The 12,014-nt window shown below is 66.6% G+C and carries 10 protein-coding genes; 4 read left to right on the top strand and 6 right to left on the bottom strand.

Annotation, left to right across the window (positions count from 1 at the left end; translation table 11 throughout):
* Window positions 1–382: 382 nt before the first annotated feature.
* Entirely contained in the window at window positions 383–1,510 is a 1,128-nt protein-coding gene (locus OXQ33_RS16945) for a mechanosensitive ion channel domain-containing protein (RefSeq protein ID WP_267435917.1), read from the top strand.
* Window positions 1,511–1,569: 59 nt separating this feature from the next.
* Here the strand turns inward: OXQ33_RS16945 and OXQ33_RS16940 are convergent, their stop codons facing one another.
* The 6 genes from OXQ33_RS16940 to sdhC form a co-directional block, all read right to left on the bottom strand.
* On the bottom strand, window positions 1,570–2,985 hold the full coding sequence (locus OXQ33_RS16940; protein WP_267435915.1) for a trehalose-6-phosphate synthase: 1,416 nt from the start codon (window positions 2,983–2,985) through the stop codon (window positions 1,570–1,572).
* A complete protein-coding gene (locus OXQ33_RS16935; RefSeq protein ID WP_267435913.1) occupies window positions 2,982–4,760 on the bottom strand; it encodes a glycoside hydrolase family 15 protein in 1,779 nt (592 codons plus the stop codon). The genes OXQ33_RS16940 and OXQ33_RS16935 overlap by 4 nt, the downstream gene beginning before the upstream one ends.
* Window positions 4,760–5,506, bottom strand: coding sequence for a trehalose-phosphatase (gene otsB / locus OXQ33_RS16930; protein ID WP_267435911.1), 747 nt, complete (start codon window positions 5,504–5,506; stop codon window positions 4,760–4,762). Before otsB ends, OXQ33_RS16935 begins: the two co-directional genes overlap by 1 nt.
* 531 nt (window positions 5,507–6,037) lie before the next feature.
* A complete protein-coding gene (sdhA, locus tag OXQ33_RS16925; protein WP_267435909.1) occupies window positions 6,038–7,846 on the bottom strand; it encodes a succinate dehydrogenase flavoprotein subunit in 1,809 nt (602 codons plus the stop codon).
* Complete coding sequence (gene sdhD / locus OXQ33_RS16920; RefSeq protein WP_267435919.1) at window positions 7,846–8,229, bottom strand: succinate dehydrogenase, hydrophobic membrane anchor protein; 384 nt, start codon at window positions 8,227–8,229, stop codon at window positions 7,846–7,848. Before sdhD ends, sdhA begins: the two co-directional genes overlap by 1 nt.
* Window positions 8,229–8,639 carry a succinate dehydrogenase, cytochrome b556 subunit gene (sdhC, locus tag OXQ33_RS16915; protein ID WP_267435907.1) on the bottom strand — a complete coding sequence of 137 codons (411 nt, stop codon included), beginning with the start codon at window positions 8,637–8,639 and terminating at the stop codon, window positions 8,229–8,231. Before sdhC ends, sdhD begins: the two co-directional genes overlap by 1 nt.
* Window positions 8,640–8,871: 232 nt before the next feature.
* Here sdhC and OXQ33_RS16910 point away from each other — a divergent pair, with 232 nt between their 5' ends.
* From OXQ33_RS16910 to OXQ33_RS16900, 3 genes are all read left to right on the top strand, one after another.
* Entirely contained in the window at window positions 8,872–10,275 is a 1,404-nt protein-coding gene (locus tag OXQ33_RS16910) for a methyl-accepting chemotaxis protein (RefSeq protein WP_267435905.1), read from the top strand.
* Between the two features lie 82 nt (window positions 10,276–10,357).
* The gene (locus OXQ33_RS16905) at window positions 10,358–11,053 is read left to right on the top strand and encodes an SDR family oxidoreductase (RefSeq protein ID WP_267435904.1); all 696 of its coding nucleotides are present in this window, start codon (window positions 10,358–10,360) and stop codon (window positions 11,051–11,053) included.
* Complete coding sequence (locus OXQ33_RS16900) at window positions 11,043–11,975, top strand: 50S ribosomal protein L11 methyltransferase (RefSeq protein ID WP_267435902.1); 933 nt, start codon at window positions 11,043–11,045, stop codon at window positions 11,973–11,975. The genes OXQ33_RS16905 and OXQ33_RS16900 overlap by 11 nt, the downstream gene beginning before the upstream one ends.
* The last annotated feature ends 39 nt before the right edge of the window (window positions 11,976–12,014 follow it).

The following is a 12,014-nucleotide window of genomic DNA, read 5'->3' as shown; positions in this document are numbered from 1 at the left end:
AGTGCCCCCGCCTCCGCCGGTGAACGGCGCGGCTCCGCAGGGCGCGCCCGTGCCGCCGCCCCCGCCGCCTGCCGGGGCACCGGCTCCCGCCCCCACGGGTGCGGTTCGACCGGCGGCCTGATCCGGCCCTGACGACGACGCCTCCGACTTCGGTCGGGGGCGTTTTCGTACTTTGGGCACAGGGTGAGGCGTGGCCTTCGACTGCGCTCAGGCTGAACGGAGGTTGGGATGTGCGTAGCCCTGCACCCGCCTCGGTTCAGGCTGGAACGGGGCTGCGTGTATGCGGTCTTGTCCAAAGCTCCGTTCAGCCTGAGCGAAGTCGAAGGCCAAGGGAATCCCAGCTCCGAAAGGAACCTTCGCCTCGCTGACCCTTTCCCACCCCATGCGCTGGCTTCGATCGCTCGACATTCCGGCCGAATGGCTGTGGCTTCAACACGTCCTCATCATCGCGACGGCGATCCTGATCGCGGTGATGGTGCATAGCGTGGCGATGCGGATCGCGGGCCACGCCGCGCGGCGCACCGCCAGCCAGAGCGACGATCTGGTCCTGGAGCATATCCGCCAGCCCTTGCGCTGGGTGGCCATCGCGATCGCGGTCAGCTTCGCGATGCGGCTGGTCCCGATGTCGAGCGACGGGCGCGATATCTGGCGACAGGTGCTGGGTTTCTGTGTGCCGGCACTTCTTGGCTGGCTGGCGGTATCGGGGCTGAGAGCGCTGCAAGGTGTCGTCTATCTGCGCGCCGATATCAGCGTCGAGGATAACTTACGCGCCCGGCGGAAGCGGACGCGGGCGCAGATATTGGGACGGATCGGCATCTTCCTGATCGTGTTCCTGACCGTCTGCCTGATGCTGCTCAGCGTACCGGGCATCCGCACCATCGGCGTGACCCTGATGGCCTCGGCAGGTATCGCGGGCCTGGTCGTCGGTGCCGCCGCGCAGCCCGCGCTCAAAAACCTGATCGCGGGCGTCCAGATGGCCTTTACCGAGCCGATCCGGCTCGACGATGTGGTCATCATCGATAACGAGTGGGGGCGGATCGAGCAGATCCACCTGACCTTCGTCGTGGTGCGCATCTGGGACGAGCGGCGGCTGGTCGTGCCGGTCGCCAAGTTCCTGGAGAACAGCTTCCAGAACTGGACGCGCGAGACGAGCCAGTTGCTGGGGTCGGTCTTCTGGTATCTCGACCCGGCGGCGGACATTCCCCGTCTGCGCGAGAAGATGGGCGAACTGGTCGAGGCGAGCACGCGGTGGGACCGGCGTTTCTTCAACATGCAGGTGACCGATGTGAAGCCGGACTCGATCGAGGTGCGCGGGCTGATGACCGCGCGTGATGCGGCGATCGCGTTCGACCTGCGATGCGAGATTCGCGAGGGGCTGCTGGAGTATATCCGGCGGGAAATGCCGGAAGCGCTCCCCCGGCGGCGGTTGGAGCATTCGACCTCTATTCCTCCCCTGCAAGGGGAGGGGGACCAGCCGCAGGCTGGTGGGGGGGTGTCACCCTCTCGATAGCGGGACACCCCTCCGTCAGGGCTTCGCCCTGCCACCTCCCCTTGCAGGGGAGGAAAAAGTTACGACGCCGCCGCCTCGATCGCCTTGGCCTCGTCCTTCGCCCCATCCCCGCGCAGCGCGGACAGGAACAGCTCGCACCACCAGAAGACATCCTCGCGCCGGACATTGTCGATCAGGCTTGTCCACCGCCGGATACGCTCGTCGCGCGGCATGGTCAGCGCCTGGACGATCGCGTCGGACATTTCCTCAGCGCTGTAGGGGTTGATCAGCACCGCCTCCTTCAACTGCTCGGCCGCACCCGCGAACCGCGACAGGATCAGCACGCCGGGGTCCTCCGGGTCTTGTGCCGCGACATATTCCTTGGCGACCAAGTTCATCCCGTCCCGCAAGGGCGTGACCAGCCCGATCCGCGCCGCGCGGTAGATGCCCGCCAGCACCGGCCGCGGAAACCCCTTGTTGACGTAGCGGATCGGCACCCAGTCGATATCGGCATATTCGCCGTTGATCCGCCCCGACAGCGAATCGAGATTGGCGCGAATCTCCTGATAGGTGTTCACCTTCTCCCGGCTGGGCGGCGCGATCTGGAGCATATAGACCAGCGCGCGCCGTTCCGGGTTCTGGGCCAGGAAGCGTTCGTAACCCAGGAAACGTTCGGCCAGTCCCTTGGAATAGTCGAGCCGGTCGACGCCGACGATCAGGCTGCGGCCGGTCGCCGACATGTACATGCGTTCGCGCGCGAAGCGGGCGTCGTGGCCGCTGGCGGCTTCCTCGAACTCCTTGGTCTCGATGCCGATCGGTGCGCGGATCGCCTGGATGGTCTTGCCGTTCCACGTCACTTCGCCATTCTCGCCGAGCGTCCCGCCCAACTCCTTGGTCACGTAATCGCGGAAGCTGTCCAGCCAGTCCTCGGTATGGAAACCCACCACGTCATAGGCGAAGAGCGACTCCACCAGCTTGCGATGGCTGGGCAGCGACATCAGCAGCCGCACCGGCGGCCACGGAATGTGCAGGAAGAAGCCGATCCGGTTCTTGAACCCGCGCTGGCGCAGGTAACGGCCGAGCGGGATCAGGTGATAGTCATGCACCCACACCAGATCGTCCGGCTCGATCAACGGCTGCACCGTCTCGGCAAAGCGTTCGTTGACGCGGGCATAGCCGGAGTCGAAATCGCGCTCGAACTCGGTCAGGTCGATGCGATAGTGGAAGAGCGGCCACAGCGTCCGGTTGGCGTAACCGTTATAATATTCGTCGATATCCTGCTCTTCCAGGTCGATGGTCGCGGTGGTGACGCCGTCGCCCTGCTGGAAGTTCATGTGTCCGGTGAATTCTTCCGTGGTCTCCCCCGACCAGCCGAACCAGATCCCGCCCTGTTCGCGCAGCGCGGCCAGGAGTGCGACCGCCAGCCCGCCCTGATTGCCGCCGGGCCCGGTGCTGGGTGGCTGGACTCGGTTCGAGATGACGATCAGGCGACTCATCGCACGGCACTCCATGGTTTACTCAGCAGGACGGCGCAGTTGATCAGGCCGACCAGCGAATAGGTTTGCGGATAATTCCCCCACAGCTCGCCCGTATTCGGGTCGATATCCTCGGACAGAAGCCCGGCGGGGGTGCAGCGCGCCACCATCTCCTCAAACAGCGCGCGGGCGTCGGCATGACGCCCGGTCACATATAACGCCTCGATCAGCCAGAAGGTGCAAACGTTGAAAGCGGTATGGGGCAGGCCGAAATCATCCTCGGTCGCATAGCGCAGCATATGGCTGCCCCGGCGCAGGCCCTTCTCCACCGAGTCGAGCGTCGAGCGGAAGCGGGGATCGTCGGGCGAGAGAAAGCGCAGGTCGAGCAACTGGATGATGCTGGCGTCCAAATCGTCGCCGCCGAAGGTCGCCGACATGCGCTGCGTCTCGGGGCGCCACGCGGCCTGCTCGATCGTCTCGCGCATCAGGTCGGCGCGCTCCTGCCAGAAGGCGCGACGCTCCTCCAGCCCCAGCGCCTGTGCCGCATTGGCCAGCCGGTCGCACGCCGCCCAGCACATGGCGGCGGAATAGGTGTGGACATGGCTCTTGGTGCGCAACTCCCACAGCCCCGCATCGGGCTGGTCGTATTTGGCCCAGGCGCGTTCGCCGACGCGTTCGAGCGAGTGGAAGTCCTCGACCCCCGACATGCGGAACAACCGGGTGTCGAAGAACGCCTGCACGTCCGACAGCACGATCTGGCCGTAAGCGTCGTGCTGGATCTGCTCATAGGCCTGGTTGCCGACGCGGACCGGGCCCATGGCGCGGTAGCCGGGGAGCTTCGTCTCGATCCGCTCGACCAAAGTCGCCTCGCCGCCGACGCCGTAGAGCGGCTGGATATGCCCGCCGCGCGCCGCATCGACGATGTTGCGAAGATATTCGAGATAGCCCTCCAGCACGTCGAGCGCGCCCAGCCGGTTGAGCGCCTGCACCGTATAATAGGCGTCCCTGATCCAGCAGTAGCGATAGTCCCAGTTGCGCCCCGAATCGGCATGTTCGGGCAGCGAGGTGGTCAGCGCGGCGACGATCGCGCCGGTTTCCTCATGCTGGCACAGCTTCAACGTGATCGCGGCGCGGATGACGACCGCCTGCCACTCGACCGGCGTGGCGAGCCCGCGAACCCAGTGATGCCATTCATGGGTGGTCCGCTCCAGCATGGCGCGGCACGCCTCGCTCAACACCCCCTGGAAGCTCTCGTCGGGGCCCAGGAACATGTGGATCGGGCGTTCCAGGCGGAACCACTGCTCGGCGGCGATATGGCCGACCGGCGCGTCGGTGGTCAGGCGCAGCGTCTGCTGGGTCATCAGATAGCGGATATGGTTGGACCCTTGGGTCCGCTCGGTCGGGCTGCCCCAGTCGGTCGCGACGCGAAGCGCGATGCGGATGCGCGGGGAGCCGATCGGCCGCACGATCCGCACATAGCTGGTCGGGCGATAGACGCGGCCATCGCGGGAGAAGCGCGGGCAGAAATCGGTGATCTCGATGCCGTTGCCGCGATCGTCCATATGCGTGGTCACGAGGATCGGCGTGTTGCGCAGATAGCCTTGGGTGGTGGAGACGCGGTCCTCCAGGTCGATTGACCAATAGCCCGTCTCCGGCTCGCCATCGCCCAGCAGCGCGCAAAAGGCCGGGTCGCCATCGACGCGCGGCACGCAGCCCCAGACGAAACGCCCGGTCGCATCGATCAGCGCCGACACCTGGCAATTGCCGATCGGCCAGAGGTTCATGTCCTGTTGCATTATTCTGCATTCTCCAGCGCTTGGGCGAGCCATTCATGGACGGCGGCGACATCGGGCAGGCGGTAACGGGCGGCGGTTTCGCGCATCGGGCCGACCAGCACCCCCGCGCCGCCCAGGGCGGCGGCGGCGACGAAGCCGTCCTCGTCGGTTACGTCGTCGCCGAAGAAGATGGGGACAGTGCCGCGCATGGCGGGGGCCTGCATCAGCGTCTCGATCGCCTGGCCCTTGTCGCCCGACAGGCGGATCTCGACCATCATCTTGCCGGGTTGCAGGGTCAGGCCGTGCCGCTCGGCGATGGCGGTTGCTTCGCGCAGGGCCAGCGGCTCGGCCTCGGGCTTGCGGCGGTAATGGAGGCCCGCGCCGAAGCTCTTGGTCTCGAAATACAGCTCGTTCGCTTCCGCGACGCGCCGCATTTCCTCGGTCGCGGTGGCGAGGTGGTCGGGTATTTCGGGCTGGATATGCCCATCCTCCGGCGAGCGGCGTTCGGCGCCGTGGCTGCCCGCCAGAGTGAAATGCTGCGCCTGCGGGCCGAACAGCGCATCGAGCTGCGCGATCGAACGGCCGCTGACGATGGCGAGCCGGCCGGGCATGTGCGCGGCCAGCGCGTCGAGCCGGTTCGCGAGGTCGGTGCTGACATGCACCCCCTCGGGATTGTCGGCGAGGTCGACGAGCGTACCGTCGAAGTCGAGGAACAGGCTGTCGGCGGGGGACAGGCGGGGCGGGGGAGGGGCGAGATCGGCCGGCATGGGCGAAAGCATAGCGGATGCGGACATGCCGAGTGAACCCATCCCCGCCGCTGGCGTTCCGCTGCGCTGCCGAAATGATTACAGTTTGGGGGGAGTGGATCACGTGCGGCTGGCCGCACCCCCTCCCGCAGGCGGGAGGGTATTGGGGGGAGGGCCCTTTCCGCGAGCGGTGTCGCTTGTGGCTTTCCCCTCCCCCGGCCCCTCCCGCTTGCGGGAGGGGAGAAAAAAGGGGGCAGCGTTGACGTTGATTCAGGCGGTCACGGCCAAGCACGCCCCCTCCCGCAGGCGGGAGGGGGATGGGGGAGGGCCCTTTCCACGGGCGGTGTCGCTTGTGGCTTTTCCCTCCCCCAACCCAGTTTCAGGTAAACGATGCCCCGCATCGTTTAGGTCATGCTGGGGGCATGACCGACCTGAAACTCGCCTGCGGGAGGGGAGTAAAAAGGGGGACGCTGCGATGAGCGACCTGCAAACAGGAAAAAGGGCCGGCGATCGCTCGCCAGCCCCTCTTTTCTGATCCTTGGATACAGGCCCTTAGTAAACCCGCTTCTTCGGCTTGATATACTCGATATCGTCGGTCAGCGTGTAGTCGTGGACCGGGCGATAGTCGATCGCGACATCGCCGCCCTTGCCGCCCCAGCCGTCGAACGTCGCCACCGTGTGCTTCATCCAATTGGCGTCGTCGCGATCGGGGAAGTCCTCGTTCACATGGGCGCCGCGGCTTTCCTTGCGGTTCAGCGCCGATTCCATCGTCACGACCGCCTGGCTGATCAGATTGTCCAGCTCCAGCGTCTCCACCAGATCGGTGTTCCAGATCAGCGAGCGATCCTTGATCCCGACGTCCTGCATCCGGTCATAGGTGCCGCGGATCATCTGACGCCCTTCGGTCAGCAGTTCGTCGGTGCGGAACACGGCGCAGTGGCGCTGCATCGTCTTCTGCATCTCGCTGCGGATCTGCGCGGTGGTCGAGCCACCGGCGGCGTTGCGGAAATGATCGAGGCGACCCAGCGCCAGCCCTTCCGAACCCTTGGGCAGGGGAGCGTGGGCCGTACCGGGCTTCAGCGTGTCCTTGATGCGCAGGCCGGTCGCACGGCCGAACACGACGAGGTCGATCAGTGAGTTGGAGCCCAGGCGGTTGGCGCCGTGCACCGACACGCAGGCCGCTTCGCCGACCGCGAACAGGCCGGGGACGACCGAATCCGGGTTGCCGTCCTTCAGGCGGACGACTTCGCCGTGATAGTTGGTCGGGATGCCGCCCATATTATAGTGGACGGTCGGCGTGACGGGCAGCGGCTGGCGGGTCAGGTCGACACCGGCGAAGATCTTGCCGGTCTCGGTGATGCCGGGCAGGCGCTCGGCCAGCACCTTCGGGTCGATATGGTCGAGATGGAGGTAGATATGATCCCCCTCCTTGCCGACGCCGCGCCCTTCGCGGATTTCCATCGCCATCGAACGCGACACGACGTCGCGGCTGGCGAGATCCTTGGCCGACGGCGCGTAACGCTCCATGAAGCGCTCGCCCTCGGAATTGGTGAGGTAGCCGCCTTCACCGCGCGCACCCTCGGTGATGAGGACGCCCGCGCCGTAGATGCCGGTCGGGTGGAACTGCACGAACTCCATGTCCTGGAGCGGCAGGCCCGCACGCAGCACCATGCCGCCGCCGTCACCGGTGCAGGTGTGCGCCGAGGTGGCCGAGAAATAGCAGCGGCCATAGCCGCCGGTCGCCAGCACGACATTGTGCGCGCGGAAACGGTGGATCGAGCCGTCTTCCATGCACAGCGCGATCACGCCCCGGCACTGGCCCTGCTCGTCCATGATCAGGTCGAGCGCGAAATATTCGATGAAGAAGTCCGCGTCATATTTCAGCGACTGCTGGTACAGCGCGTGCAGCATCGCATGGCCGGTACGGTCGGCGGCGGCGCAGGTGCGCTGCGCGGGCGGGCCTTCGCCCATATTCTGCATCATGCCGCCGAACGGGCGCTGATAGATCTTACCCTCTTCGGTGCGGCTGAACGGCACGCCGGCGTGCTCCAGCTCGTACACGGCGGCGGGCGCCTCGCGGCACAGATATTCGATCGCGTCCTGGTCGCCCAGCCAGTCCGACCCCTTGACGGTGTCGTACATGTGCCAGGTCCAGTGGTCCGGGCCCATATTGCCGAGCGACGCGGCGATGCCGCCCTGCGCCGCGACGGTGTGGCTGCGGGTCGGGAACACCTTGGTGATGCAGGCGGTCTTCAGACCGGCCTCGGCGATGCCCATGGTGGCGCGCAGGCCCGAGCCGCCCGCACCCACGACGACGGCGTCATAGGTGTGGTCGATGATCTTGTAGGCGGCAGCGGACATCAGGCAGCGGCTCCGAAGGCGATCTTGAGGATCGAGAAGATGGCGACGGCGGCGGTCGTGAAGACGAACAGGTTCATGACGACGAGCAGCGCGACCCGGTTCTGGTCCTGCTCATAATCCTCGATCACGACCTGAAGGCCGAGGCGCATGTGGTAGAAGATCGAGGCGACCAGCATGACCATGGGAATGGCGGCCCAGGGGTTGGACAGCCACAGCCGCATGGCGGCATAGTCGAAGGAGGGCTGGCGCAGGATCGAGATCAGCAGCCAGACGACCAGCAGGAAGTTCGACCCCGCCGTCAGCCGCTGGTTGAGCCAATGATGGGTGCCTGACTTGGCCGAGCCCAGGCCGCGCACGCGGCCGATCGCGGTTCCGGAACGCATCACTTGATCCCCAGATAGAGCCAGAAGGCCACCGTCATCACGACGGCGAAGGCGATGGTGGCTTGCGCCTGACGCTTGTTGGACTTCAGCTCGAAGCCCGCGCCGACATCCATGAACAGGTGGCGGATGCCGTTGGCCATATGCTGGAACAGACAGGCGGTCAGGCCGATGCCGACGACATAGCCGATGATATTCAGCCCACCCGACTGGACGGTGAAGACGTCGCGGAAGGTCGCATAGCTTTCGGGTCCGGCGGCGACAGCGGCCAGGAACCAGACGAGAAGCAGCGTACCCACCGTCGCGAGCCCCGTGCCGGTGGCGCGGTGCAGGATGGAGACCAGCATATTGGGGCCCCATTTCCAGATCTGGAGATGCGGCGAAAGCGGGCGTGCGGTGTTGCGGGCGGCCAAGGGCAGATCCTCGAACAGTCTAAAGTCAGGCTGGTTTGCGGATACGCCTATGGTGAAGACGCCGACAGGATGCAAGCCGTGAGAGTCCGTTTGGAGATGCGCGGCGAGCGAGTTTCGCGCGGCACCGCCCCGCTTCCCATCGAGGATAGTTCGTAGGAGGTAGGGCAGGGGCGCACACCGCCCGCACCGGAAAAACGCCCCTATAATACCCCCTTAACCCTTTTCGCCCAACATGGTCGGGAAAGATTCGAAGCATTTCGAATGGGGGAACCACGTCTTGGACTTCGACCTGCCATCGCCCACGGTCATCACGGCGAATATCGACCTCGACGCACGGGTCCGTGCCTTTGATGGCGGGGATCGCTCGCTCGTCCGTCTTGCCGCCGAACTCTGGCCGGTGATCGAGCCTCGGGCCGATGAGGTGACCGACGCCTATTGGAACCACTGGCGCCTCGCCAATCCGGGGCGTCCGGAATGGTCGCCGCTGGACCGCGAACGGCAAAAGACGGCGGGGCGCGCCTATCTGCGCAACCGCTTCTGCGATCTCGCCGGTCGGGAATGGGTCGAGTCGCTGGGCCGCGCGGTCGCCTCCGCCTATGCCGCCGGGGTGCCGCCGATGGAGGTGCTCGCCATGTCCTGTTCGAGTGACCGGGCGGTGTTGAAGATCGTGATGGAGGAAATGCCCGCCGACGATCCGCGCCGCGTCGTGGCGATCGATACGCTGCTGCGCCTCTATGGCATGGAGACCGAACTGACCGTCGAACTGTTCGCGGGCTTCGCGGACTGGTGCGCCGAGCGTCAGCGCGAGCGGCTGGCGGGTGATTTCCGCAACGGTATCGCCGCCGTCGTGGAAACCGCCTCGGTCGGGGGACAGGATTTGCGGCGGCAGGCGCAGGACGCCTCGCTGTCGACGCGCGGGATGCTGGGCAAGTCGAGCGAGGTCGCCGCCGCCGCCGAACAATCCGCCGTCGCGATGCGCGAGGCGGCGCAGACCGCCGCCGGCCTCATCCGCGCGATCGAGGATGCGCGGACCGAGGTCGACCAGGCCGCCGATGTCGCCAACCGCGCCGCCGACCAGGCGGGGCAGGCGGTCGGCATGTCGGAAATGCTGTCCGACCATGCCAAGTCGATCGAATCGATCCTGGGCCTGATCCGCGACATCGCCGGGCAGACCAACCTCCTCGCGCTCAACGCCACCATCGAGGCGGCGCGCGCCGGGGATGCGGGACGCGGTTTCGCGGTCGTCGCGCAGGAGGTGAAGAGCCTCGCCAGCCAGACCGCGCGCGCCACCGACGACATCGCCACCAAGATCGCCGCGATCCAGGCGGCGACCCGCTCGACGGTCGAGACCAATGCCTCGATCAAGGCGACGGTCAACGAGGTCCAGGCCTCCGCCGAGCGGATCCGTCATGCGATGGAGGCGCAGGCGCAGACGGTCACCGCGATCACCGCCGCGGTGGACGAAACCGCGCTGGCCGCCGATTCGATGTCGCACACCATCGCCGCGATCCGCCAGGACACCGAACATGTCGCGCAGGAGATCGACCGCGTCGGGCGCGGTTTCGATGATCTCGACACGCAACTGGGCGAGTTGAAGACCAGCGCCACCCAGTTCGTCGCCCGCGTCGCCGCCTGAGACTGGCTTGATCCTCCCCATTCCGGGGCGGATTGACCGAGCCGGTTGACGCGCCCGCCCGCGCCCGGCACGGGCTGGGGCCATGACGACGATCTTGGTAACGGGAAGCAGCCGTGGCATCGGTGCGGCGACGGCAAAGGCTCTGAGCGAACGGCCGGGCGTCCGGGTGCTGGGCCACGGCACGAAGAGCAGCATCGCCGCCGACCTGTCGCAGCCGCAGGAAGCCGCGCGCCTCTGGGCCGCCGCTCTCGCCGAAGCGGGCGGCGCGATCGATATCCTCGTCAACAATGCGGGTATCTTCGAGCCCAATCCGCTCGACGCCGACGACTGGTTGGAAAACTGGGCGCGCACAATGCAGGTCAACTTGACCGCCTCCGCCGAACTCTGCCGCCTGGCGGTATTGCACTGGCGGGAGCGGGGCGTGGGCGGCCGGATCGTCAACATCGCCAGCCGCGCCGCCTACCGCGGCGATTCGCCCGCCCATTGGCATTATGCCGCGTCCAAGGGCGGCATGGTCGCGATGACCAAGACGATCGCACGGGGCTATGCCGCAGAAGGCATTCTCGCCTTCGCCGTCTGCCCCGGCTTCACCATGACCGGCATGGCCGACGACTATCTGGCCAGCCGGGGCGGGGACAAGTTGCTCGCCGACATTCCGCTGGGCCGTGTCGCCAGCCCGGAAGAGGTCGCGGCGACTGTCCGTTTCCTGTGCACCGACGCGCCGCCTTCGATGACCGGCGCGGTCCTCGACGTGAATGGAGCCAGCTATGTCCGCTGACAGTTGGAAGCTGACCCTGCCCTGCACCCGCGACGAGGCGGAGGCGATCGACGCGGCCGATGATCTGGCGATCGAGGCGGTCATCATGACCACCGAGGAGATCGAGGACGATCGCGAGCATTGGCGGCTCGACGCCTATTTCGAGGCGGAGCCCGATGCGGCCACCATCGATGCGATCCGCGCGCTGGTGCCGAGTGCGGGCGATCATCCCGCCACGGTCGAGCATGTACCCGCGCAGGACTGGGTGACGATCAGCCAGGCGGGGCTGGAGCCGCTGTCGGTCGGTCGCTTCTTCGTCCACACCGGCGACGAAGCGGTGCCCGAGGGGAAGCGCGGCTTCCACATCCCGGCGGGGCGCGCCTTCGGCACCGGGCATCACGAGACGACCAGCGGCTGCCTGGCGATGCTGGACGGGATGGCGAGTGAGGCGGTGACGAACGCGATCGATGTCGGCACCGGCACCGGGCTGCTCGCCTTCGCCGTCCGTCATCTCTGGCCGAATGCCAAAGTGGTGGCGACCGATATCGACCCCATCGCCATCGATGTGACGGCCGAGAATGCGGCGATCAACGGCGTGGACGGGGTCGAGCTGATCGTCGCCGACGGGGCGCTGGCCGATCCGATCATGGCGGCGTCGCCTTATGATCTGGTCATTGCCAATATCCTGGCCGGACCGCTGATCTCGATGGCGCCGGAACTGGCGGCCATCGCCGGGCCGAAGGCGACGTTGGTGCTGGCGGGCCTGCTGGAGACCCAGCGGGCCGATGTGGTCGCGGCTTATGAGGCGTGCGGTTGTACGCTGGAGACGGTCGACCGGCGCGGGGATTGGAGCGTGTTGCGGTTGCGGGCCGGGAGGGATCGGTTCGTGCCCAACAGCCCGTTCGATCCCAAGGGTCGCGATGGCTGGGCGCTGGATATCTGATCACGGACGTTCCCCTCTTCTTCTCCCCTCCCACAAGCG

Origin of the sequence: Sphingomonas sp. GM_Shp_1, assembly GCF_026540895.1 — a bacterium.
In the GTDB taxonomy this organism is placed as follows: Bacteria; Pseudomonadota; Alphaproteobacteria; order Sphingomonadales; family Sphingomonadaceae; genus Sphingomonas.
The sequence above is the reverse complement of the archived record's forward strand: the minus strand, read 5'-3'. Positions and strand labels throughout refer to the sequence as shown.